This window comes from Halomonas sp. XH26 (genome assembly GCF_024138895.1).
GTDB lineage: Bacteria > Pseudomonadota > Gammaproteobacteria > Pseudomonadales > Halomonadaceae > Vreelandella > Vreelandella alkaliphila.
The window spans coordinates 1,264,809-1,287,704 of the sequence record NZ_CP071889.1 but is presented as its reverse complement, the minus strand read 5'-3'; the positions used below and the strand labels follow the sequence as shown (position 1 = coordinate 1,287,704).

Annotated in this window: 21 protein-coding genes; 12 read left to right on the top strand and 9 right to left on the bottom strand. The window is 53.2% G+C overall.

What is annotated here, in order from left to right:
• The first annotated feature begins 311 nt into the window (after nt 1-311).
• The 3 genes from J4377_RS05920 (at nt 312) to J4377_RS05910 (ending at nt 5,464) form a co-directional block, all read left to right on the top strand.
• Nucleotides 312-1,565, top strand: a complete 1,254-nt coding sequence (locus tag J4377_RS05920) for a dicarboxylate/amino acid:cation symporter (RefSeq protein WP_038482831.1) — start codon at nt 312-314, stop codon at nt 1,563-1,565.
• 116 nt (nt 1,566-1,681) lie between these two features.
• Nucleotides 1,682-2,272, top strand: coding sequence for a DUF4202 domain-containing protein (locus J4377_RS05915; RefSeq protein ID WP_253487387.1), 591 nt, complete (start codon nt 1,682-1,684; stop codon nt 2,270-2,272).
• An 87-nt stretch (nt 2,273-2,359) separates the two neighbouring features.
• Nucleotides 2,360-5,464, top strand: a complete 3,105-nt coding sequence (locus J4377_RS05910; protein ID WP_253487385.1) for an FAD-binding and (Fe-S)-binding domain-containing protein — start codon at nt 2,360-2,362, stop codon at nt 5,462-5,464.
• 18 nt (nt 5,465-5,482) lie between these two features.
• Here J4377_RS05910 and trpC read toward each other — a convergent pair whose 3' ends face one another.
• Genes trpC through J4377_RS05895 form a run of 3 tightly spaced genes read right to left on the bottom strand, consistent with a single transcriptional unit; the run spans nt 5,483 to nt 7,956 of the window.
• Nucleotides 5,483-6,286 carry an indole-3-glycerol phosphate synthase TrpC gene (trpC, locus tag J4377_RS05905; protein WP_198350170.1) on the bottom strand — a complete coding sequence of 268 codons (804 nt, stop codon included), beginning with the start codon at nt 6,284-6,286 and terminating at the stop codon, nt 5,483-5,485.
• A gap of 8 nt (nt 6,287-6,294) precedes the next feature.
• Nucleotides 6,295-7,314, bottom strand: coding sequence for an anthranilate phosphoribosyltransferase (trpD, locus tag J4377_RS05900; protein ID WP_038482819.1), 1,020 nt, complete (start codon nt 7,312-7,314; stop codon nt 6,295-6,297).
• A 36-nt stretch (nt 7,315-7,350) separates the two neighbouring features.
• On the bottom strand, nt 7,351-7,956 hold the full coding sequence (locus J4377_RS05895) for an aminodeoxychorismate/anthranilate synthase component II (protein ID WP_231658593.1): 606 nt from the start codon (nt 7,954-7,956) through the stop codon (nt 7,351-7,353).
• A 309-nt stretch (nt 7,957-8,265) separates the two neighbouring features.
• Here J4377_RS05895 and J4377_RS05890 point away from each other — a divergent pair, with 309 nt between their 5' ends.
• Nucleotides 8,266-9,183, top strand: coding sequence for a metal ABC transporter solute-binding protein, Zn/Mn family (locus J4377_RS05890; RefSeq protein ID WP_253487383.1), 918 nt, complete (start codon nt 8,266-8,268; stop codon nt 9,181-9,183).
• 25 nt (nt 9,184-9,208) lie between these two features.
• Here the strand turns inward: J4377_RS05890 and J4377_RS05885 are convergent, their stop codons facing one another.
• Complete coding sequence (locus J4377_RS05885; RefSeq protein ID WP_253487381.1) at nt 9,209-9,877, bottom strand: phosphoglycolate phosphatase; 669 nt, start codon at nt 9,875-9,877, stop codon at nt 9,209-9,211.
• 152 nt (nt 9,878-10,029) lie between these two features.
• On the opposite strand from J4377_RS05885, the gene J4377_RS05880 reads away from it, so the two are divergent.
• Nucleotides 10,030-11,328, top strand: a complete 1,299-nt coding sequence (locus J4377_RS05880; protein ID WP_253487379.1) for an NAD(P)/FAD-dependent oxidoreductase — start codon at nt 10,030-10,032, stop codon at nt 11,326-11,328.
• 9 nt (nt 11,329-11,337) lie between these two features.
• Here the strand turns inward: J4377_RS05880 and rpe are convergent, their stop codons facing one another.
• Nucleotides 11,338-12,039, bottom strand: coding sequence for a ribulose-phosphate 3-epimerase (gene rpe, locus J4377_RS05875; protein WP_038482805.1), 702 nt, complete (start codon nt 12,037-12,039; stop codon nt 11,338-11,340).
• Between the two features lie 220 nt (nt 12,040-12,259).
• Here rpe and cysP point away from each other — a divergent pair, with 220 nt between their 5' ends.
• The 4 genes from cysP to J4377_RS05855 are packed head-to-tail and all read left to right on the top strand — an operon-like array spanning nt 12,260 to nt 16,079.
• The gene (cysP, locus tag J4377_RS05870) at nt 12,260-13,297 is read left to right on the top strand and encodes a thiosulfate ABC transporter substrate-binding protein CysP (protein WP_038482802.1); all 1,038 of its coding nucleotides are present in this window, start codon (nt 12,260-12,262) and stop codon (nt 13,295-13,297) included.
• A gap of 9 nt (nt 13,298-13,306) precedes the next feature.
• Entirely contained in the window at nt 13,307-14,161 is an 855-nt protein-coding gene (cysT, locus tag J4377_RS05865) for a sulfate ABC transporter permease subunit CysT (RefSeq protein WP_253487377.1), read from the top strand.
• Nucleotides 14,161-14,988: a sulfate ABC transporter permease subunit CysW gene (gene cysW / locus J4377_RS05860; protein WP_038482796.1), complete on the top strand. Its 828-nt coding sequence runs from the start codon at nt 14,161-14,163 to the stop codon at nt 14,986-14,988. Before cysT ends, cysW begins: the two co-directional genes overlap by 1 nt.
• On the top strand, nt 14,985-16,079 hold the full coding sequence (locus J4377_RS05855) for a sulfate/molybdate ABC transporter ATP-binding protein (protein WP_253487375.1): 1,095 nt from the start codon (nt 14,985-14,987) through the stop codon (nt 16,077-16,079). Before cysW ends, J4377_RS05855 begins: the two co-directional genes overlap by 4 nt.
• A 119-nt stretch (nt 16,080-16,198) precedes the next feature.
• Here J4377_RS05855 and J4377_RS05850 read toward each other — a convergent pair whose 3' ends face one another.
• A complete protein-coding gene (locus tag J4377_RS05850; protein ID WP_253487374.1) occupies nt 16,199-16,813 on the bottom strand; it encodes an alpha-ketoglutarate-dependent dioxygenase AlkB in 615 nt (204 codons plus the stop codon).
• Between the two features lie 184 nt (nt 16,814-16,997).
• Here J4377_RS05850 and J4377_RS05845 point away from each other — a divergent pair, with 184 nt between their 5' ends.
• Nucleotides 16,998-17,591: a YajG family lipoprotein gene (locus J4377_RS05845; RefSeq protein ID WP_095602290.1), complete on the top strand. Its 594-nt coding sequence runs from the start codon at nt 16,998-17,000 to the stop codon at nt 17,589-17,591.
• 55 nt (nt 17,592-17,646) lie between these two features.
• Here J4377_RS05845 and J4377_RS05840 read toward each other — a convergent pair whose 3' ends face one another.
• The 3 genes from J4377_RS05840 to J4377_RS05830 all read right to left on the bottom strand — a co-directional run bounded on the left by J4377_RS05840 (nt 17,647) and on the right by J4377_RS05830 (nt 19,382).
• Entirely contained in the window at nt 17,647-18,279 is a 633-nt protein-coding gene (locus J4377_RS05840) for a thiopurine S-methyltransferase (RefSeq protein WP_253487367.1), read from the bottom strand.
• 53 nt (nt 18,280-18,332) lie between these two features.
• Entirely contained in the window at nt 18,333-18,968 is a 636-nt protein-coding gene (locus J4377_RS05835) for a TIGR04211 family SH3 domain-containing protein (RefSeq protein WP_253487365.1), read from the bottom strand.
• Between the two features lie 84 nt (nt 18,969-19,052).
• A complete protein-coding gene (locus J4377_RS05830) occupies nt 19,053-19,382 on the bottom strand; it encodes a DUF1820 family protein (protein WP_009100748.1) in 330 nt (109 codons plus the stop codon).
• Nucleotides 19,383-19,595: 213 nt separating this feature from the next.
• Between J4377_RS05830 and J4377_RS05825 the strand changes: the two genes are divergently transcribed.
• Both J4377_RS05825 and J4377_RS05820 read left to right on the top strand, forming a co-directional pair.
• Entirely contained in the window at nt 19,596-20,819 is a 1,224-nt protein-coding gene (locus J4377_RS05825; protein ID WP_038482777.1) for an acetyl-CoA carboxylase biotin carboxylase subunit family protein, read from the top strand.
• 30 nt (nt 20,820-20,849) lie between these two features.
• Nucleotides 20,850-22,880, top strand: coding sequence for a hypothetical protein (locus J4377_RS05820; protein ID WP_231658583.1), 2,031 nt, complete (start codon nt 20,850-20,852; stop codon nt 22,878-22,880).
• Nucleotides 22,881-22,896: the final 16 nt, after the last annotated feature.

The following is a 22,896-nucleotide window of genomic DNA, read 5'->3' as shown; positions in this document are numbered from 1 at the left end:
CACGGCGTACATCGCCCGTGATGAAAGAGGCCTATTGTAGGCAAAAGCACGGCGGGGAGCTATGGGGGGGAGCGCCAGCGAGTTATTACCTAATACAGCAAGTTATGAAAAGCAGGTTGGAAAACGAAAATTAGGGGTTCACACCTCCAAGAAAGATTCCTTCCGAACGTTTACTGCACAAAACTCCCGCTCCCCTGCATACGCTATTACCAATCGGCATAAAAACCTTGGCTCACTAGCCCAAAGTGATAGAGTGCCCGCCGATTTGCAGCGCGAATCACTAATAATGGATGTTAAACAGGAGAAACGTAGTGCAGGAAACAGCAAAAAAGGGAAAGTTTTCTTGGTGGAGTAGAATCGCGCTGTGGAAAAAAATTTTGGCGGGGTTGGCACTGGGGATATTAGCCGGTGCGTTACTAGGTGAAACCGCCAGTGTCTTTAAGCCGCTCGGCGATATTTTCATTAATGCCATAATGATGCTGATTGTACCGCTAGTGTTCTCGACGCTAGTGGTCGGTATTACCTCAATGCGAGACCCGCAAAAAATGGGTCGCATTGGTGCGCGTACTATTACCTTGTATTTGGTGACGACGGCCTTTGCGATCAGCATTGGTCTACTGCTTTCCACCCTATTACAGCCAGGGGTAGGCGTCGATTTAAGCTTCGATACAGAAGTGGCTGCAAACGAAGCCCCCTCTCTGATTTCTATTCTGGTTAACTTGGTGCCGCGCAACCCTCTCGATGCCCTGGCTAATGGCAACATTATGCAGATCATTGTATTTGCCATTGGCTTAGGTATTTCGCTAACGCTGATTGGCGAAAAAGGCGAGCCGGTTATGAAGGTTTTCGATAGCTTTGCTGAAGCTATGTACAAGCTCACCGGCATTGTGATGGCCTTTGCGCCCTTTGGTGTATTTGGCTTAATCGCTCACGTTTCGGGCCAGTACGGCTTAGAAATCCTGCTGCCGCTGGCCAAGCTGATTGGCGTGGTATATCTCGCCTGCATTCTGCATGTGTTGGTAATCTACTCTGGGTTTATTTCACTACTTGGCCGCTTGAACCCTGTGCGCTACCTCCAAGGCAGCTTGGATGCCATTGTGGTGGCGTTCTCCTCTGCCTCGTCTGCTGGCACGCTACCGGTGTCGATTCGCTGCGCGCAAAAAAACCTAGGGGTTTCAGAGGGCGTTTCTGGCTTTGTGCTCCCCGTGGGTGCGACGATTAACATGGACGGCACGGCGCTTTACCAAGGCGTAGTCGTGCTGTTTATTGCCCAAATGACCGGCACCGATCTAACCATGATGGATTACGGCATGATTGTGGCCACCGGCACGCTGGCCTCAATTGGCACCGCGGGCGTTCCCGGCGCGGGTCTCATAATGCTGTCGATTGTAATGGCACAAATTGGCCTGCCTCTGGAAGCCATTGCAGTGGTTGCCGGTATCGATCGTATTCTGGATATGGCCCGCACCAGCGTAAACGTGGCGGGTGATTTGATGGTCACGACCCTGGTGGGTAAAAGCGAAGGCGAGCTAAACGAAGAGGTTTATAACAACAACCGCGCATAGACTTCTTTATGAATGTTACTTTAGCGCTTGCTGCCTTTGTGCAGCGGGCGCTTTTTTTATGGCCTGGCGCTAACCTGCTAGCATGTTGTTAATTGCCCCTAACCATGCGAGCTCTTATGCCCTCTGCGTTTGAACAAACTCTAACGGCCATTGATGCGCTTCACGCCCAAGATCCGCGCCAAACCACCCTTGCCGATGGCACACCCCTGCCCCAGGAGCTTGCCTACGCCCAGCGTATGAGCCATTGGTTAGCGCAGTTGCAATCTGCCCCTGCCGAACTGCTGCGTTTGGCGGTACGCGCCCAACATCTCCAGCGCTGGCTTGTGCCGCGCAGCGATTACCCTGAAGGACGCATAGGCTATTTAACCTGGCGTCGCGATCAGGGTGAGCGCGCGGGCGATACCACTGCCCAGCTGATGCGTGACGCTGGCTATAGCGCTGCAGACGCCGAACGAACCGCAACGATTATCCGTAAGAAAGGTCTTGGCCGCGACTCCGATGTGCAAGCGCTGGAAGATTGCGCCTGCCTGGTGTTCTTGGAAAATTATTTCGCGGATTTCTCCCGCAAGGTCGAGCACGACCATATGGTGCGTATTGTGCAAAAAACCTGGGGCAAGATGTCCCCCCAAGCACATGCACTTGCTCTGGCACTGCCCATGAACGCGACCAGCGCAGCGCTGGTGAAAGAGGCGCTTGGCAGCGCATAAGACGCGCCATCAAGATGCAGAGCCGCGGTAGCTGCGGTAAAGTAGCGTATCCCCTATCCGCTCCCAGCAGTGACGGCTTGATCAACTATGATTGCATCTTTGGATTCTCGTACGGCCCCGTTTAAACGCCTAAGCACTCATTACGTGCGTTTCCTCGACGCCTTGCGCGCCCGTGGCTTCGAAGGCGAGATTGCCCCGGACTATGCCAACCGCACGGTGCTGGCAACGGATAACTCGATTTACCAGCGCCTGCCCCAGGCGGCGGTGTTTCCTAAGCATGCGGAAGACCTTGAGCGCCTTGCCAAGCTGGCTGCCGAGCTGCCCCACCGCGATATCGTGCTCACGCCTCGTGGCGGCGGTACCGGCACTAACGGCCAGTCGTTGACCGACGGTATCGTGGTGGACGTTTCCCGCCATATGAACCAGATCCTCGAGATCGATGTAGAGGCACGGCGGGTACGCGTTCAGGCGGGCGTGGTGAAGGATCAACTCAACGCGGCGCTGAAGCCCCATGGGCTGTTTTTTGCCCCGGAGCTGTCGACCTCTAACCGCGCCACCATCGGCGGGATGATCTCCACCGATGCCAGCGGCCAGGGTAGCTGCGAGTATGGCAAAACCCGTGACCACGTACTGGAACTGGATACGGTTCTGCTGGGGGGCCAGCATCTGCATAGCCGCGCGCTTAGCGCTGACGAAGAGCAGCAGGCCGTTGCCCAATCCGGCATTCTTGGCCAGGTGCATACCACCGCGGCTGAGATTATCGACCAGCAGCGGGGGCTGATTGAGGCGAAATTTCCGCCGCTCAACCGCTGCTTAACCGGCTACGATCTGGCGCACCTGCGGGAAGCAGAAGGCCAGTTGAACCTGAACAGCCTGCTGTGCGGATCGGAAGGCTCATTAGGCTTTTTGAATGAAGCGGTACTCAATGTGCTGCCGATTCCCAAGCACGCTACCTTGGTCAATGTGCGCTATGCCAGCTTTATGGACGCGCTGCGCGATGCCAAGGCACTGATGACGACCAGCGCGCGCCCTACCTCGATTGAAACTATTGATGACACCGTGCTGCAGCTGGCGATGGAGGACTTTGTCTGGGACAGCGTGGCCGCGTTTTTCCCCGCTACCGGCAGCACGCCGATTCGTGGTATTAACCTGATCGAGTTTAATGACGATGACCCTGAGCGCTTGTCTAAGCGTGTGCGGGCGTTCACGGAACACTTGAGCCAAGACCCCACGGTAGAACGTTTAGGTTACACCCTGGCGGAAGGCCGTTCGCAGATTCAAAAAGTTTACGCCATGCGCAAACGCTCGGTGGGTTTGCTGGGCAATGTACAGGGCGAAAAGCGCCCGATTGCGTTTGTGGAAGATACCGCCGTACCACCGGAGCACTTGGCTGACTTTATTACTGAGTTTCGTGCCGCGTTGGATGCCCGACAGCTCTCCTACGGCATGTTTGGTCATGTCGATGCGGGAGTGCTGCACGTGCGCCCGGCGCTGGATATGAAAGATCCCGAACAGGAAAAACTGATTCGTGAGATTTCTGATGAAGTGGCAGCCCTGACCCAGAAGTACGGCGGGTTGTTGTGGGGCGAGCACGGCAAAGGCGTACGCTCGGAGTACGGCCCCAAATTCTTTGGTGAGTTATACCCCAGCCTGCAGCGCGTTAAAGCTGCGTTTGACCCGCATAACCAGCTAAACCCAGGCAAAATTGCGTCGCCCGCTGAAGGCAGCGAACTAATCGCCAAAGACAGTGACCCAGAGCTATTAACGGTTGATGGCGTCACTATGCGCGGCCAGTTGGATCGCACCATTGATGAACGGGCGTGGCAGGCTTACGACGCGGCGGTGTACTGCAACGGCAATGGTGCCTGCTACAACTATGATGTTGATGACCCCATGTGCCCTTCCTGGAAGGCTACCCGCGATCGTCGCCATTCGCCCAAAGGCCGCGCTAGCTTGATGCGTGAGTGGCTACGCCTACAGTCCCAGGCAGGGATCGATGTGGTGGAGGAGTCGCGCAAAAAGAAAGCCGAAAGCGGCTGGGGCTTTATCAAAAGCTTTCCATTACGCGTCGCCAATACGCTCAGCCGCAAGCAACACCACGACTATTCTCACCAAGTTTACGATGCCATGGCGGGCTGTTTGGCGTGTAAATCCTGTGCAGGCCAGTGCCCGATAAAGGTCAATGTGCCGCAGTTCCGTTCACAGTTTTTAGAGGTCTACCACGGCCGCTATTTGCGCCCACTGCGCGATTACCTGATCGGTGGCACCGAATTTATGTTGCCAACCCTTGCCAAGGTGGCGCCGCTGTATAACTCCCTACTTAAACAGCGTTGGGTAGATAGCCTAATGCGTCAAGGGCTGGGAATGAGTGATTCCCCGCAGCTTTCCCGCGCCAGCGTAAAGAAACAGATAAGGGCTTGGGGCGTTGCCGAAGCCACGCCCACCTCGCTTGCGCTGCTGACTGAGCAGCAGCGTGCCAACAGCGTGATAATTGTCCAGGACGCGTTCACCAGCCACTTTGAAGCCAAGCTGGTGATGGATGTGGTGGAACTACTGTCGCGGCTCAACCTGCGGGTGTTTGTGATGCCATTTTCTGCTAACGGCAAACCGCTACAAGTGCAGGGCTTTTTAGGTGCCTTTGAGCGCACAGCGGCAAAACAGGCCAAGCGCCTGCGGGCGTTGGCAGAGTTCGACGTACCCATGGTGGGGATCGACCCGGCGATGACGCTGACCTATCGCCAAGAGTACGTCAAAGCCCTGGGCCGTGATCAAGTGCCCAACGTGCTGATGCTGCAAGAGTGGCTAGCCACGCGTATGAACACGCTAGCGCCTCGCCAACTGAACCTAACCGATCCTGGCTTTAAGCTGCTTTCCCACTGCACCGAAAAGACCAACGCCCCGGGCAGCCCCAAAGCTTGGCAGCAGGTGTTTGCGGCATTTGGTTTAGAGCTTGAGCTGATGGCGACCGGCTGCTGCGGTATGTCCGGCACCTACGGCCATGAAACCCGTAATGTCGCAACCTCCAAAACCATTTATGCCCAATCCTGGCAGCCCCAGGTGGAAGCCGAGCAAAACACAGGCAAGCTGCTAGCCACCGGCTACTCCTGCCGCAGCCAGGTGAAACGCTACTCAGCGCAAACTTTGCCACACCCGCTTCAGGCACTACTTACATGCCTCAAGCGGGCAAGTTAATCAACGCAACACTGTCGATTAAAAGAACAGCTGCTTGAGGGCTTGGCCAGGGTCCTCTTCACGCATAAAGGCTTCACCAACCAAGAAACCGTTCACCTCATGGTCGCGCATTAGCTCCACGTCATCGCGGGTGTGGATTCCGGATTCAGTGATGACCGTGACGCCTTCAGGAATGCGCGGCAGCAGGTCTAATGTGGTGTTCAGGCTAGTCTCGAAGGTATGCAAATTACGGTTGTTGATGCCCACCAGTTTTAGATCCAGCGCTAGAGCACGCTCTAACTCAACAGCGTCATGCACTTCTACCAGTACATCCATGCCTAACGCATTGGCTTGTTGGTGCAGATCGCGCAGTTGGGTGTCGTCTAGGGCAGCGACAATCAGCAAGATGCAGTCTGCACCGATGGCACGCGCCTCGGTTACCTGATAGCTATGGGTAATAAAATCTTTACGAATAACGGGAAGGTCACTGGCATCGCGGGCAGCGATCAGAAAGTCTTCATGCCCCTGGAAGAAATCGGCATCCGTCAATACCGACAAACAGGCTGCGCCGCCCTCTGCATAACGTTTGGCAATGTCGTCAGGATGAAAATCCTCGCGCATCACGCCCTTGGAAGGCGAAGCTTTTTTCACCTCAGCGATAACCGCTGCGTCACCAGCGGCAATACGCGCATTCAGTGCAGCAATAAAGCCACGGGGGGCGCTTTGTTTGTCAGCCAACGCCAGCAGATCTGCTTCAGAAACCGCCTGTCGGCGCTCGGCTACCTCTTCGTCTTTACGAGCCAAAATACGCGTTAAAATTGTTGGCGTTGCCTGATCAGTCATTAGATTTTTTACCTTTTAAAGACGCTAGTGAAGTGTGAAAGCTCTCGAAGCTTCTCTAGCGGTAACTTTGAGGCCTGCGCATCCTGGGCCACCATCACCCCTTCTTTTAAGCTGTCGGCCACACCAGAGCAGTAAAGTGCGGCACCCGCATTAAGGGCCACTATATCTGCCGCCGCACCCTCGCCACTCAATGCGGCTTTTACCAGTCGTAAGCTGTCTTCAGCGCTGGCTGCTTTAAGCGTAGCTAAGCTTTGTCGCTCAATACCCAACTCTTCTGGAGTGATGGTGTACTCAGTAATTTCGCCATCTTTTAGTTCAGCCACGCGCGTGGGTGCTGCCAAGGAAATTTCATCCAAGCCATCTTCAGAGCACACCACTAACACGTGGCGACTGCCGAGCTTGCGCAGCACTTCAGCCATCAACGGCACTAGCTCCGGCGAGTAAACCCCCAGCACCTGGTTAAGTGCACTTGCGGGGTTAGTCAACGGGCCAAGGATGTTAAACAGCGTGCGCACGCCCATCTCCCGACGCGGCCCAATAGCGTAGCGCATAGCCGGGTGATGATTGGGGGCAAACATAAAGCCCACGCCAACCTGTTCGATACAGCGTGCTACCTGTTCAGGCTTAAGATCAAGGTAAATGCCAGCGATATCAAAAAGGTCTGCACTGCCCGACGAAGAAGAGACGCTGCGGTTACCATGCTTGGCGACATGAGCGCCCCCAGCAGCCGCCACAAAGCTAGCCGCCGTAGAAACATTAAACAGATTTGCACCATCACCACCGGTGCCGACAATATCCACTACGTTATCGGTGTGCAGTTCAACACGCTTCATGAGTTCGCGCATAACCTGTGCCGCCGCGCTAATTTCCTCGGCGCTCTCGCCTTTCATGGCAAGTCCCACTAGCAGGCCACCAATTTGCGCATCGGAGGCTTCGCCGGTCATGATCTGGCGCATTAGCGCGTGCATCGCATTGAAAGAGAGGTCTTCGCGGCGCATCACCGCGTTAATTGCATCTCGCATTTGCATGAACAGAAAAGCCCCTAAAGCGTATAAATTTGGCAATCAGCCACGTTTTAAAAAGTTAGCCAATAACGCATGGCCTTGGCGCGTGAGTATTGACTCAGGGTGAAACTGTACCCCTTCAACATCCAGGCTACGATGACGAAAGCCCATTATCAGCCCTGGCGTAACGTCATCGTCTGCGGTCCAGGCAGTGATTTCAAAACACTCCGGTAAGCTTGTTTTTTCTACCACGAGTGAATGGTAACGGGTCACTTCTAACGGGTTTTCAAGCCCGCTAAAAACCCCCTGCCCACCGTGCACTACAGCCGACGTTTTACCATGCATTACCTGAGGTGCTCGCACCACTTTACCACCGTAAACTTGTCCAATCGCCTGATGCCCAAGACAAACCCCTAAAATAGGTAGTTTACCCGCAAAGTGGCCAATCGCAGCCAGCGATATACCCGCCTCGTTGGGGGTGCATGGTCCTGGTGAAATGACTAGATGAGTAGGCGCTAAGGCGTCAATTTGTTCAAGGGTAAGCTCATCGTTGCGATAGGTCATTACCTCGGCACCCAACTCTCCCAGGTACTGGACGATATTGAACGTGAAGCTGTCGTAGTTATCGATCATCAATACACGTTGCACTACCTGCACTTGCGCCATCGCCGCAGCTACTCCATCACATTAATCAAACCACTTGGTAGGGATGATACCCCAACCCAAGCACCACTTGCAGGGCCAAGGGTTGGCTAAAACATTAGCACTTCTAATACTCTGGTAATTTTCAGTGAGGAACCAACGCTGAGTTTATCAGTAAATTGTGAGGAGCTTTTCAAGGTAATCAAAAAACCCTGAAAGCGACTAGCTAGCCCTTCCTGCTAGGTTTAAACAACTGGACAGCATAACGAAACTGGCAACAGGCCTTGACTGTCTTTATCATCTGCCGACTTTTTAATGCGTTAGGAGCGTGACATGGACAATCGAGCACCCTGGATAATAACGCTCGTATTGATGACGACTGTCAGCAGCACTCACGCGCTTGGAGACACCTCGTTTAACGTCATCGCTTCGTTTTCAGTCATTAAAGATTTAGTGAAGCGTGTCGCGGGCGACAGCATCAGCATTACCACTATTGTGCCTACGGGTGAAGATGTGCACCGCTGGGAGCTTCAACCGCCAAATGCCCTGGCTGTCGAGGAAGCTGACATTGTTTTCTACAACGGGTATGGGTTAGAGCCATGGATACGGCATATTGAAGCCATGGCAGACGACACACTAACGCTGACAGCGCTTGCAGAAAGCGCCGACTATGAGTCGCTAGCGATTCCGGTAGGCCAATATAGAGACAGCGCTGATCCGCACATGTGGATGGACCCAAAAGGGGCAGCCGCTTATGTTGATGTGATAGAAGAAACGCTTATCGAACGCTATCCCGAGCAGGCTGAGGCGTTTGCCACGCGCGCCGCTGAAACTCGTGAAGCACTGGCGCTGTTAGATCATCAACTTAGGGAGCGCTTGGAAGGCATTCCGCAAACGAATCGCATGCTCACTACCAGCGAAGCCTCCATGGCTTACTTTGCCCGTGCCTACGGTTTTGAGTACGCCGCCATTTGGGGGATTGGCAGTGAGACAATTGGTAGCGCGCAGGCGATGGAAGCAATGAGCATGCACCTTTCACAAAAACGCCCGCCTGCACTGTTCTATGAAAGCACCTCACCCTATATCCACATGGATGCGCATGCCCGAGAAACGGAGCTTTCGCTGGTAGGGCCTTTATACGTAGATACCTTGAGCGATGCCGACGGCTCCGCCTATAACTACCCTGCTATGCTGCGCCATAACGCTGAATTAATGCATGAACACCTAGGCGGCGCACGGGCAGAGAAGTAGCCCTAGCACAACAACATCGGCTGTTTTACTCCATCAACGCCAGCAATGAGCTAATGATCAAATCAGGCTGGCTATGCTCAATTGGCTCGCCGTGGTTATAGCCGTATGGTAACGCCACGGTAGTAAAGCCAGCAGCTTTGCCTGCGGCGATATCGTGGCGTGAATCGCCTACCATGACACTTGCCGAAGGAGGGATATCCAGCTGCTGAGCCACATGAAGTAGCGGCAGCGGGCTGGGTTTTTTCTCGGCAAGCGTGTCGCCGCCAATGCAATGTGTAAAGAGCGTTAGCAGATCAAAGTGGCTCAGAATTGGCGCAATAAAGCGCTCAGGCTTGTTGGTAATCAGCACCAGCGGATAGCCCGCCTTATGCAAATCATGCAGCGCTGTTCGCACGCCTGGGTAGAGCCGGGTTAGCGCATTGGGGGCAGCACCGTAATGGCGCATAAAAGCTTCATAGGCGGTGGTTTGTAATACCTGCCCCGGCGCCTCCGATAACGCCCAAGTTAGCGCCCTTTCGACAAGTACCTGTGCACCATTACCCACCCAGTCACGCACAAACTCTTCGCTGGGCGCAGGTAGCCCAACATCGCTGAGCGAGCGCTGAACCGCTATCGCTAGGTCTGGGACCGAATCAATCAAAGTGCCATCTAAATCAAATGCAATTAACCGTTTACCCTGCAAAATGGCATGCACGCTTTTTCTCCCTACTCTACGCAAAAATATTTTTCAAAAAATGGCCGTTAGTAACTGTAATCGCAGCTTATTCTTTTATCCTACCGACTTAGCACGTCGCCAACCACGCCCGAAAGCTCTATGCTGTGACCATATTAGCCGAGGAGAAAGTAATGACCATCCCCCGAATTGTGATTGTCGGCGGTGGCGCTGGCGGGCTTGCTCTAGCAACACGCTTAGGACGTACGCTAGGCAAAAAAAAGCGCGCCGAGATTGTCCTGCTAGATCGCAATGCCACCCATGTATGGAAACCGCTTTTACACGAACTCGCGACCGGAGTATTGAACTCCAGCATGGATGAAGTGGATTACCGCGGCCACTCTTCCGCGCACCATTACCGCTACCAACGCGGCTCTTTAAATGGCCTTGATCGCGAACAAAAAGTCATTCACCTAGCACCAATCAAAGATGAAGACGGCGTCGAAGTCCTTCCCTCTCGAAAACTAACTTACGATTATTTAGTAATAGCGCTCGGCAGTATTTCCAATGATTTTGGAACAGCGGGCGTTGCAGAACACTGCCACTTTATTGATTCGCCTCAGCAGGCCAAAGCGTTTCAGCGCGATATGATCAATACCTTTTTGCGTTATACCGATTCAACGCTGCGCCAAAACGCTGAACTGACCATTGGCATTGTAGGCGGTGGCGCAACGGGCGTAGAGCTTTCTGCCGAGCTTCTAGATGCTTCGCGCTTGCTTAACGCCTACGGCGTAACCGCTGTTGACCACCAAACGATTAGCGTACACCTCATCGAAGCTGCCCCCCGCCTGCTGCCCGGTTTGTCAGAGCGTATTAGCGAAACAGTGCAGCAAGAACTGGAAAGTATGGGCGTCACCGTTCACGTCGGTACCGCTATTCAAGAAGCTCAGCAGTATCAACTGGTAACAGGCGACGGCGAGGTTATCAAAACAGACCTGAACGTGTGGGCAGCAGGCATCAAAGCACCGCCATTTTTGGCTGAATTAGACCTAACCACTAATAAGAAAAATCAAATTAGCGTCCACCAAACGCTGCAGAGCGTGGATGATCCTTATATTTTTGCCATCGGTGACTGCGCCGACTGCCCTCAGGGCGAAGGCAGCTCCGTGCCGCCCCGGGCACAGGCTGCTCATCAACAGGCAAAGTTACTCGCCAAAAACCTGATGCACTGCCTGGATAGCAAACCACTGCAAAGCTTTACTTATCGTGACCACGGTTCGCTGGTGTCGCTCGCCCGCTACGATGCTGTAGGAAACTTGATGCGCAGCTCCGCCTCTCGTGGGCTATTTCTAGAGGGCTGGTTAGCGCGCCAAGCCTACGCTTCACTTTATCGAATGCATCAGCTATCTATTCATGGCGCGCCCAAAACGGGACTCGCATGGCTGGTTGATAAGTTAAACCGCTACTTAAAGCCCCGCATGAAATTGCATTGAGCTTTTCGCTTAGCCGTTACTCTTTGCCAACTCGGTGCGCATTTGCTGGATAACGCTATCGTAACCGTGCGGGTCGCTTGACTGGTGAGCGTTAAAAATAGCTGAACCAGCGACGAAGGTGTCAGCACCCGCAGCGGCGATATCAGCAATGTTATCTACCTTAACGCCGCCGTCGATTTCTAAGCGGATCGGGCGACCTGAGGCATCGATACGTGCCCGGGCCTCACGCAATTTATCCAGCGTGCCAGGAATGAATGACTGACCGCCAAAGCCTGGGTTAACGCTCATCAACAGCACCATATCAATTTTGTCCATGACATAATCGAGATACGAAAGCGGTGTTGCCGGATTAAATACCAGCCCTGCTTTGCAGCCGCTATCGCGTATTAGCTGTAACGAGCGATCAACATGCTCAGAAGCTTCCGGGTGAAACGTAATGTAACTCGCCCCGGCCTCACTAAAATCGCCGATCATACGATCCACGGGTTTAACCATTAGATGGACGTCTATAGGCGCCGTCACGCCGTGCTGGCGCAGAGCTTTGCAGACCATCGGCCCAATCGTCAGGTTCGGCACATAATGATTATCCATGACATCGAAATGGACAATATCGGCTCCGGAGGCCAACACATTGTCGACCTCTTCACCAAGACGCGCGAAATTAGCGGAAAGAATCGAAGGGGCAATCAGGAAGTCCTGCTCAGCGCTCATAGTGCATTCCTAGGTTAACAGGGGAAAAGGAAGGCCCCTATCTTACCAGAGCCACCTAAGAAGCCCCATCTCCATGCCGTTAAAGCTCAGCCAGCAATGAATGCGTATCTTTAAATACATATTCTCAAATAGAATATAAAACATAATTGTAATTCCACAATCACAGGTTTAACCTTATCCTCATTGCGATTAAATCGCCCCCAGATGTAAGGAGCCTGTAATGACGCGATCCACTTTTTTCCGTACTGGCCTGCGCCGCAGCCTGATAGCCACCGCTGTTGGCGCTACTATGGCTGCCACAGCTGTTTCAAACACGGCGATGGCGCAAGAACGCGAGTTACTGAACTCCTCTTACGATATTGCCCGTGAACTGTTTTCGGCTATCAACCCGGAATTCCAAGCGTGGTGGCAAGAAGAGCACGGTGAAGAGATTGCCATTAGCCAATCCCACGGCGGCTCTTCAGCGCAAGCGCGCGCGATTATGCAAGGTATGCGTGCGGATGTCGTTACCTTTAACCAAGTAACGGATGTTCAAGTACTTGCGGATGCAGGCCTAGTGGCCGAAGACTGGCAAGACGCATTCGACAATAATGCATCCCCTTACTACTCCACTACGGCGTTTTTGGTGCGTAAAGGCAACCCGAAAGGTATTGAGAGCTGGGATGACCTGGTGAAAGAAGACGTGCAAATGGTCTTCCCTAACCCCAAAACATCCGGCAACGGCCGCTATACCTACCTAGCCGCCTGGGGATTTGCCGAGAACGAATTTGAGGGTGATGAAGAGCAAATCCAGGACTTCATGCGTACTTTCTTGCGCAATGTTGCAGTGTTCGATACCGGCGGCCGTGGCGCCACCACTAGCTTTATCGAACGCGGCATTGGCGACGTATTGATCAGCTTTGAATCAGAAGTAAACAACATCCGTAGCGAATACGGCAGCGACGACTACGAAGTCATCGTGCCGCCGGTCAGTATTCTGGCAGAGTTCCCCGTTGCAGTGGTGGGTGAAAATGCTGAGCGCAATGGCAACAGCGACCTTGCCCAGAGCTACCTTGAGTATCTCTACCGTGAAGACACCCAGCGCTTGCTGGCAGGTTTTAACTATCGCGTTCACGACGAAACGGTTGTGGCCGAATTTGCCGATCAATTCCCTGATACCGAACTGTTTGAAGTTGAAGATGTGTTTGGCAGTTGGGAAGAAGCAATGGAAAACCACTTTGAAGGCGGCGCCCTACTTGATCAACTGCAACGTCGTTAACGGAACCCCATGAGCCAGCTAGCATTATGGCGGTCCGGCAGCGCACGCGTGCTGCCGGGCTTTGGCCTATCTATGGGGATCAGCGTCCTGTTTATTTCGCTGGTCCTTCTTCTCCCGATCACCGGGCTGTTTGGCCAGTTGGCAGGGCTTACCCTTGCCGAATACTGGGCCATTATTACCGAAGGCCGTGTGGTGGCCAGTTACATGGTCACCATAGGAGCAGCGGCTGTCGCGGCGCTGGTTAATGCGGTATTTGGCTTACTACTTGCCTGGGTACTGGTTCGCTATGAGTTTCCCGGCAAGCGTTTGCTAGATGCCTTAATGGATCTGCCCTTTGCACTCCCCACAGCGGTAGCAGGTATTACCCTCGCTACGCTGTATGCGGGTAACGGCTGGATGGGCAGCTTATTAGAGCCGCTAGGATTCCAAGTAGCTTACACCTGGGTAGGTATTGCACTGGCCATGGCGTTTACCAGTATTCCGTTTGTGGTACGCACCGTACAGCCGGTGCTGGAGGATTTACCCGCAGAAGTTGATGAAGCAGCGATGTCTCTTGGCGCAACCGATGGCGTGGCGTTTCGGCGTGTGATTATGCCGCACCTGTGGCCAGCTCTCGTTACTGGCACTGGGCTAGCCTTTGTGCGCTCGTTAGGTGAGTTCGGGGCGATTATTTTTATCGCGGGCAATATGCCCTACGAAACCGAAATCACTGCTCTGATGATTTTCGTCAAACTGCAGGAGTATGACTACGCTGGTGCCTCCGCAATTGCCTCCGTCGTGCTCTTTGTGTCACTGGCACTGCTGTTGGTGATCAATATTTGGCAAGGCCGCTTTGTGCGCCGCTTGCATGGAGGAACAGGCTAATGCGCCGGATAGGTGATGCACCCGCTGTGCGGCGTTTACTCATTGGCGCCGCTCTGTTGCTGTCAGCGCTATTTTTGCTGCTACCTTTGGTGGCAATTTTTGCCCAAGCCTTCTCCCAAGGCGTGATGGTCTTTTGGGCCAACGTTAGCAATACGTTCACCCTGCACGCGATTGGCCTGACGCTCGTCATTGCGTTATTAACCATACCGATTTGCCTAGTATTTGGTGTCGCCTTGGCGTGGCTGGTTACCCGCTTCAGTTTCCCGGGCCGGCGTATTTTACAAACGCTGATCGATATTCCATTTGCCGTTTCCCCCGTAGTGGCTGGGCTTATCTATCTGTTGCTATATGGCCGTAACGGTTGGATTGGCAGTTGGCTAGATACCCACGATATTCAACTGATGTTCGCTTGGCCCGGCATTTTAATGGTAACTATTTTCGTGACCTGCCCGTTTGTGGCCCGCGAACTCATTCCGCTTATGCAGGCCCAAGGTTCCCGAGAAGAAGAAGCCGCCGTGACCCTCGGCGCTGGCGGCTGGACCACCTTCCGACGTGTCACGCTACCTAACATTCGCTGGGCACTGCTCTACGGGATCATCCTCACCAACGCGCGTGCCGTGGGTGAATTTGGTGCCGTTTCGGTGGTCGCCGGGGCTATTCGCGGAAAGACCAACACCTTACCGCTGCATCTAGAGCAGCTTTATCAGGATTACAACGCGGTGGGCGCGTTTGCTAGCGCCGCGCTGCTAGCCCTTATTGCCCTGTTAACCCTTGCGGCCAAGGCAGGCCTGGAATGGCGCGCAGCGCGCCAGGAGGCATTTTTATGAGTATTCGCCTACAGAACATCTCCAAGCACTTTGCCAACACCCAGGCGCTTGAGCCGATCAATCTGGACATCCATGAAGGCGAACTAGTCGGCCTGCTTGGCCCGTCTGGCTCAGGAAAAACCACACTTTTACGTATTATTGCCGGCTTGGAGAGCGCTGACCGCTCTCCTCAACCCGGTAAAATACTGTTCGGCGACCGCGATGTGACCAATGTTCACGTTCGCGATCGCCGCATTGGATTTGTTTTCCAACACTACGCTCTCTTCCGCCATATGAGCGTGTACGACAATGTAGCCTTTGGGTTAACCGTGATGCCCAAAAAGCGCCGCCCATCCAACGGCGAGATTCGTGCCCGTGTCTTTAGGCTGCTGGAAATGGTTCAGCTGCAGCATCTAGCTAACCGTTTGCCTGCCCAGCTCTCTGGCGGCCAGCAGCAACGTGTTTCACTTGCACGCGCCCTGGCCGTTGAGCCTGACGTATTGCTTTTGGATGAGCCATTTGGTGCGCTGGATGCCAAGGTGCGCCAGGACCTACGACGCTGGTTACGCCGCCTGCATGAAGAACTTAACTTTACCAGTGTGTTTGTTACCCACGACCAAGAAGAAGCGCTGGAGCTTTCTGATCGTGTAGTGGTGATGAGTAACGGACGTATCGAGCAAATTGATACGCCTGAAACGCTCTATCGTTCGCCCAAAAATCGTTTTGTATTTGAATTCCTTGGCGACGTTAACCACTTAGAAGGCAAAGTACATCAAGGCGTGCTCACCTGCGGCGACGCTCATCTCACTGTTGACTTGCCTGACGGTGACGAAGAGCTATTGCTACGCCCTCATGAAGTGCGCCTTGCCCAGCAGCCTAGTGCAGAGAGTCATCTGCCGGTGACGGTTACGGCCATTTCACCGGTAGGTGCTGAAGTGCGTGTTGAGCTGGAAGCCGACTGGCTGGCTAAGCCGTGGCTTGCAACGGTGCGCCATGCTGATTTTGAGCAGCTTGAGATGCGCCGCGGACAACGCCTCTTCGTCCATCCACGGCAATGGCACCGTTTCCCCGCAACAGAGTCAAAAGTGGCGGCGCAAAGCCGCGCCGCTTAGGGCATGCCAACAACGGCACAAGCAGAGGGCAGCTTTAGTTCGCGACCGATTTAGAGCTGCCACCTCCTACCTTTCTTTGACTCGCGACAGATAAGTTATCAGCCTGTATCAACAGCTGGTTAGCGCATTTGCCTAAACGTTAGGCTCACCCGCGGCCCACAATCTTTCTTGGTTTTAGGCAGGCTATGTAGCCAGTTTTGCTGCGTGGCACCTTTCATCACCAACAGACTACCGTGCTCTAGATTAAGCGATAGACTCTCCCCTGTTTTTTTATGTTTAAACGAAAATCTCCTTTCGCCACCTAGGCTCAACGCTCCAATCACGCCATTCTCAACCAGGTCTTTTTCAGCATCACTGTGCCAACTCATACCTTCCGCGCCTGAACTATAGAAGTTACACAAGCACGAATTAAATACTTCACCGCAGCTACTCTCCACTACCTGCTTAATCTCTTGTAAAAAACCAGGCCACACTGACGCCATCTTCGTATATCCAGAGTATGTATAAGAGATCGGCTCATCCGCATACCAGGCTATTTTCCTCTTAGTAACGATCTCTTTTCCGTAAATAAACGCTCGATCATGCTCCCAACTTAGTTCGCCCCGACATTTAGCTAGATACATATCGGCAGTGGCCACATCTAGAATTTTGCCGTGGTAATAAACCGCCCCATCTTGTGGAAGCAGGTTAATCAACTTCATGTCGTCGTTTTCAAACAGATCTGTGAACGTCATCGCTATGCCTATTTTGTACTCACTATGAAGACAGCAAAAACAGCCTAACGCATTTGTTCGATATCACTGACGGCGCTTCTCCCGACACGGCGTTGAAAGCGACGGCACAACCCACGCCACCAGAACATACCGCCAGCACACTACCCGCGTTATACTGACGTTTTAACCATAGCGGAGGAAGACCATGCGTCGGCGCCATTTTTTACACCTCTCTGGTGCGCTGCTTACCAGCGTTTTGCTAGCAGCCTGCGCTAGCCCTCAGTACCTACAGCTAAGCCCAGAGCGCAGCGCCAGCGTGCCGCAGACAGGCTCTGGCCAGCAAGTCACCGTGATAGCTGCTGATGCCAGGGAAAGTGAAGTGATTGGAACACGCTCAGGTGGCAGTATGTCTACCGCGCAGATTACCGTGAGTAGTCATGAGCTCATTCCGCAGTTGCAAGCCGAAGCAGAACGCGCTGTGCGCGATATGGGGTTCACTCCTACTCGCGATGCTGCCCAAGGCCGCCCGAGCATTACTCTTGAACTTGCAAGCCTTAACTATGCCAGAGGTAACAGCGGACAGCCGCTAGTCGGCGAAGCGCGTATTGAAGGGGTTTTTCGGGCAATCGCCCAGAATAAAGGCACGACGTATACCGGCACTTACACCTCGCGACGCACCCAAGGCTATGCCATCAAGCCCGGCGAAGATGCCAATACACGCATGCTAAACGATTTGTTAAGTGATGGTTTAAATCGTGCGTTTAGTGACCCAGAGCTGGGCCGCTTACTCGCTCGCTAAACAGTTTTATCCTGATAGCTTATTCTGAGAACATCTGCCCGCTTTACGGGCAGATTTATAGGTGCGGGCCACGACGCTCCAGGACCCAAACGCTTTCGCTGCGTCCCCGCTCATCAGCCTCTCTATTCTCAACCAGTTCAACACGGAAGTTGGGCATAAACAAATGCTCAATTTCACTGTTGGGCACACTGTAAGGCGGGCCTGCATTGTCTTCATCGTGAGTTAACCCCACTAATAACCCTTTAGCACCAGGCGGCACTAATTGGGCAAGGTGGAAGGCATAGCGCTCTCGGGTAGCCGGAGGCAGTGCAATTAATGAAGCTCGGTCATAAAATGCGCCCACTTCCGCTGCCTGTTTGATGTGCAAGTGAAAAAAATCGCCGCACCACAATTCAACGCTACCCTGGCGTGAGACATTAAAACCTGCCTGGGTATAGCGCGATACACTCGCATTGCGCTGGGCCAGAAACTGCTCTATTGCTTCAGGAGCCAACTCGATCCCCAACACGGGGTGCCCTTCATCTGCTAGCCAACGCATATCCAGGCTTTTTCCGCATAACGGCACAAGTACTTTGGCCCCAGGCGTCACATTAAGCGTAGGCCAGTACTGGACAAGCGCCGGGTGTGTATCGGACAAATGAAAGCCAATACGTCCCTCTTGCCAACGTTGGCGCCAGGGGTTTTCCATTGCGGCCACCTCGTGCTCGAAATTTACACAAAACGTTTGTTTTTTACGTCGCTTTAAAACCAGCGGTCTCTCTTTTTACGACGACGCGGCAAATGGGGGACAATCAGACCCACTAATAACCCAGCGCCGGCAACCCCACCGCCGTACATGAAATAGCGCATCAGCAGATCTTCTTCCTGGGTCTCTAGACGCGCCTGTAAGGCACGCACCTGCTGGCGAGACTGCTCTGCTTCACTATCAAGCTCGTGGTTACGCGCTTCTAACTCGACTATCCGCTTTTCACGAATATCAAGTGTTTCCGTCATAGAAGAAACGCGCTGATCCCAAGTATCGTTAATACCATCTAGTTCTTGGGTAAGCTCATCGACTTGGGCTTGTAGTACGGGTAACTGTTCACGGGCGCTCGGGTCTTGCTGTAGCTCGCTACTGAGCACCCACACCGTATCGCCGCTATTACTACGTACGCGAGTATAATCGCCGCTTGTTTCAAGCACTTCGACCTGCTCACCTGCATTTAACGTTCCCACAATGCGATAACCATCGGTGGGGCCACTACGCACATACGTGCTTAACTCATCGCTTACCCAAGCTTGGTTATCAGACTGGGCAAATGCGGGGGTTCCTCCGATACTCAACAACACGCCAACGGCAGTGGCGTAACAACTACTACGAAGTTTATTTACTTGCATAACGTCATGTCCTGATTGTAAAAACGCGCGAGGCAGACGAAGCCTTCGCGCGTATCGCTCAAAGCGGTGCGCTTGTCTAGGCGCTTACCCTTCTCCACGAGGCGGCAATGGAAAGGGACGAGGAAACTCTGCGACGCGAGCATCGCTTTTAACTGCTTTCAAAGGGCCTTCACGTTCTACTTCATCAATACGCACAATGGCGTTAAGCGGCAGATAGCTGCGCTTAACACCTTCAAAGGTACGCTGTAGCTTTTCCGCCCCTGGATCAACAACAACCCGCGACGCATCGTCAAAGACAAACTCCTCGACTTCAATAAAGCCCCAGAGTTCGCTTTGAAAGATTTCTCTGACGTATAAATCCCATATTTCACCCTGCTGGTGAACCACCACACGGTAGATCGGCTTGGCCGCCATCTTGGCCTATTCCTCTTGCCACTTGAACATAATGTTAAGGAGCCTAGCCTAACATACTCAGGGGTTTGCTCTTTAGTATGCCACCCTCAAAAGCGCTTATTTTTGGCTACTTTCACCTTCAGAGGCTGCTAATTAGCCGACGGAAGGCCCTATCGTGTATGGTGAAGTAAGTGGTATGGCAACTTTATTCACTCACCCACAGGAGTCACCGTCATGCAAAAGGATCCCAATAAGGGCTATATCGCCCTACTAGGTTGGAGCCTCAATGCGATCGAAGCGGCTGAGAATTTTGACCGCCGCTACATCGTGGTTGCACCCGATTGGGCCGAGGAGTACTGCCAGAAACATGACATCCCCTACGTTCCCTGGAATTTTGAGCGTCTCAATGATCGCTCCATCGAAATTGCTGAAACGCTGAAAGAAAAAGGCGTCGACGTCGCTATCCCGCTCTATGAGGAAACCGTTGAGTGGGCAGGCGCTATTAATTCAGTACTACTCGACAATCCACGTATTTACGGGCAATCGCTGTTGCTTCGCGACAAAGCATTGATGAAGCGCCGCGCCCAGCTTGGTGGCATTCGCGTGGGTATTTTCGAAGAAGCCCACGATAAAGATGACGTAGTGCGCTTTCTTAAACGCGTTAATCAGACGCTACTCAAGTTGGATGGCGACCCCAACGACCCTATCCACCTGAAGGCGTTCGATAAGGCTGGCTGTCTTGGCCACCGCGTTATTCGCACACCGGATGAAGTCGATACTATCCCAGACGAAGAATTCCCTGTGCTGATGGAGTCTCACTTAGACGGCTGGGAATTCGCCGTAGAAGCGTGGATTCACGATGGAAAAATCGCTTTCCTGAATATTTCAGAGTACGTCACACTTGGCTACTCAGTATTTGTGCCCGCGTCTCCAGAGCTTGAAAAATACCGCGAACAGATTACGGCACAAATCGAAAAGCTGATCAAAGCGTTTGATATTGAATTCGGTCTCATTCATCCCGAGTACTTTGTCACCAGCGACGGTGAAATGTACTTTGGCGAAGTCGCTTACCGCCCACCCGGCTTTAAAGTCTTCGAACTTCTCGAGCGGGTTTACGGATTTAACGCCTATCAGGCGTCTATGCTGGTATTCGATCCTAAAAGTACAAAAGAAGAAGTCGCTGCCTTCTTTCCCAAAGAAGTGGTGGACGCAGATGGGTTCGCGGGCTGCTTTGGCGTTTATCCCCGCCGCCGGGTTGTTAGCCGCCTGGAGATTCCTGAAGAAACAGAGGATCACCCCTATTTTGAATCCCACGAGCTGACATCACCGGTTGAAGAAACCGTCACTAAACGTACGGCGTTTGGTACCCACTGGGGCTTGGTCTACTTTAAAGGCGAAGACGCACACACACTGCGTGATCTGCTTAAACGCCAAGAAGACCTCGACTTCTATGTATAATCCCTGCCTCGGCTGGGATAAGGAGTCAATGTGACGATCAATCAAGAGGCATCTTCAACTGAAGATGGCAAGCTCAATGGATTGCTGAGCAAATTTGATGATGCGGTGCGCCTGCTTTCGCAGGCGCCTGCTTTTTCTAAACCGGCGAAACTGCCCCGCGTAATGGATACTGCGCGCCGAATCTTGATGCAGGAGGGCGGCTGCGCTGCCCTCGAAGCACGCGCGGCGGATTTTGAATCCGCCGGTGTGTTTGCAGGCTCAGACTGGGAAACCCCACAGTTCCTAGTACCTACCCTCACAACGTTCTCTCTGAAAAGCCCTGACGCCAATGTGGTCGTTATTGAGGCGCTGAGTGAGCTGCGACTTTTAGCAGTCGCCAAAGGTGATTACTTACATGCTCTGGTATCCCAAGAGCATGCACACCACTATTTAACCCAAGTAATGGCCATCAATCTGTGGCTGTTATTTAACGCACCTAGCGAAGCCGAACGGGAAACCCAGGGTCGATTAGCGACTATTCCCCGGCAACTGTTTCAACACCTAGCCGACCGAATTGGCTACGAACACGTTATTGATCAGCTAATTGATGAAATATGGCGCATTTTAAAACAGCGCCCTATTCAGGTTGACGCCATAAAACAGATGATCACCCAAATTGCGCTGTGCCAAGTTAATCCAGCAATTGATTTGGGGGCAAGTGGTCAAGGGGCTGACAGGCTGGTTAGCTCGCTTTTCGGACCAACCCAAGCTTGTCGTGAAGACCCCGGCGTTGAGCTGTACCGTGAACGACTGGAACGTATGGATAACGCGGCTTTGCAAGCGGAATCCACTGGCTTCGCTCGTGCGATGCATGACACAGGGCTGGTATCGCCCTATCACACGATACTGATGCGCTATCTACTCGAAGAGGGCGACCACCTTCTATCAGAGGCATTAGGTCTCTCTTCGACGGGGCGCGACTGTCTACTCTGCTATCGCGAGCTGGTGCATGCACTAATTCGCGGTGGTGTTTATCCCGCCACCGCCCAAGCAGTGTATGGCTTGGCACTGCTACTTGAACGGGGCATTCTCTATCAGCCCCCGGTTGCTCCAGCGATGTGGCGGCAGCTAAATCTAAAGCTTTCAGAGTGGTCAGAAGCACGCTTGAATCTTGCCTATGGTGAAGATGCATCACCCCGCGCACGTTTAATTGAAGGTGTGCTTTGCATGTTAGGACTGCCGCTGGGTGTAGGACAGGGCAACAACCCTACCTGCCAGTCAGCGAGAGCGCTTTCTATGTGGGCTTATAACGACCCTGACTATCTACTGCAAATGGTGGCTTGGGCTGCGCGTGATGATGAAATCATTATGCATTTCGAGGGTCAGCCAATCTCTTCAATGGAGAGCGCCTCAGGCGTTGCCTCCGAGCTTCCGATGGACCTTGACCCAGCCTCGCTGATCGTTGTCCCCCATCTTGACCGTATTTACGCGGAGATGGGCAGGCGCTGCATTGGCCGCGAAGGCGATCCCCACCGCTGGGTTAACCCAGAATTTCACGGGTGGTGGTCAGGTCGGGGCTTTAGCATCAACGTTGATGTCGCCACCGGCCAACTTAGCGGTGTGGATAGCTTTATTCGTCACTTCTACGCCAGCTATCATCCTTACTACAATGGCAACCAACCGCTAATTCATCCTCAGCCTGCCGGTATTGCCGTCACTGACAGTGCTGCCCGGTTTATTGGTTGGCATGCAATTACCATTTTGCGCGCCTCGTTAGATCCCAACGATGTGATGAGGATCTATTTTTACAACCCCAATAACGACAGCGGCCAAGATTGGGGAGACGGCGTTAAAGTTAGCACCTCCGGTAACGGAGAACGCTTTGGCGAAGCCTCGCTCCCCTTCGCACAGTTCACGTCTCGATTATATATTTACCACTTTGATCCGTTGGAGCGTGGCGAGCTGGCCACAGTAACGGAAGAAGAACTTGAATCTGTAAAAGGCTATCTGCATCGCAGCTGGGGAGCTAGCCGCTTACCCCCTACCGAACTGCAGGCAGACAAAGGGCCACATACTCCGTAGCGAGACTCGCTAGCAG

What these genes read in the sequence shown, in the direction of transcription:
- J4377_RS05915 (WP_253487387.1), top strand. Translation starts at nt 1,682, where the DNA reads ATGCCCTCTGCGTTTGAACAAACTCTAACGGCCATTGATGCGCTTCAC.
- J4377_RS05910 (WP_253487385.1), top strand. Translation starts at nt 2,360, where the DNA reads ATGATTGCATCTTTGGATTCTCGTACGGCCCCGTTTAAACGCCTAAGC.
- trpC (WP_198350170.1), bottom strand. Translation starts at nt 6,286, where the DNA reads ATGACTGATCAGGCAACGCCAACAATTTTAACGCGTATTTTGGCTCGT.
- trpD (WP_038482819.1), bottom strand. Translation starts at nt 7,314, where the DNA reads ATGCAAATGCGAGATGCAATTAACGCGGTGATGCGCCGCGAAGACCTC.
- J4377_RS05895 (WP_231658593.1), bottom strand. Translation starts at nt 7,956, where the DNA reads ATGGCGCAAGTGCAGGTAGTGCAACGTGTATTGATGATCGATAACTAC.
- J4377_RS05890 (WP_253487383.1), top strand. Translation starts at nt 8,266, where the DNA reads ATGGACAATCGAGCACCCTGGATAATAACGCTCGTATTGATGACGACT.
- J4377_RS05880 (WP_253487379.1), top strand. Translation starts at nt 10,030, where the DNA reads ATGACCATCCCCCGAATTGTGATTGTCGGCGGTGGCGCTGGCGGGCTT.
- rpe (WP_038482805.1), bottom strand. Translation starts at nt 12,039, where the DNA reads ATGAGCGCTGAGCAGGACTTCCTGATTGCCCCTTCGATTCTTTCCGCT.
- cysP (WP_038482802.1), top strand. Translation starts at nt 12,260, where the DNA reads ATGACGCGATCCACTTTTTTCCGTACTGGCCTGCGCCGCAGCCTGATA.
- cysT (WP_253487377.1), top strand. Translation starts at nt 13,307, where the DNA reads ATGAGCCAGCTAGCATTATGGCGGTCCGGCAGCGCACGCGTGCTGCCG.
- cysW (WP_038482796.1), top strand. Translation starts at nt 14,161, where the DNA reads ATGCGCCGGATAGGTGATGCACCCGCTGTGCGGCGTTTACTCATTGGC.
- J4377_RS05855 (WP_253487375.1), top strand. Translation starts at nt 14,985, where the DNA reads ATGAGTATTCGCCTACAGAACATCTCCAAGCACTTTGCCAACACCCAG.
- J4377_RS05850 (WP_253487374.1), bottom strand. Translation starts at nt 16,813, where the DNA reads ATGACGTTCACAGATCTGTTTGAAAACGACGACATGAAGTTGATTAAC.
- J4377_RS05845 (WP_095602290.1), top strand. Translation starts at nt 16,998, where the DNA reads ATGCGTCGGCGCCATTTTTTACACCTCTCTGGTGCGCTGCTTACCAGC.
- J4377_RS05840 (WP_253487367.1), bottom strand. Translation starts at nt 18,279, where the DNA reads ATGGAAAACCCCTGGCGCCAACGTTGGCAAGAGGGACGTATTGGCTTT.
- J4377_RS05835 (WP_253487365.1), bottom strand. Translation starts at nt 18,968, where the DNA reads ATGCAAGTAAATAAACTTCGTAGTAGTTGTTACGCCACTGCCGTTGGC.
- J4377_RS05830 (WP_009100748.1), bottom strand. Translation starts at nt 19,382, where the DNA reads ATGGCGGCCAAGCCGATCTACCGTGTGGTGGTTCACCAGCAGGGTGAA.
- J4377_RS05825 (WP_038482777.1), top strand. Translation starts at nt 19,596, where the DNA reads ATGCAAAAGGATCCCAATAAGGGCTATATCGCCCTACTAGGTTGGAGC.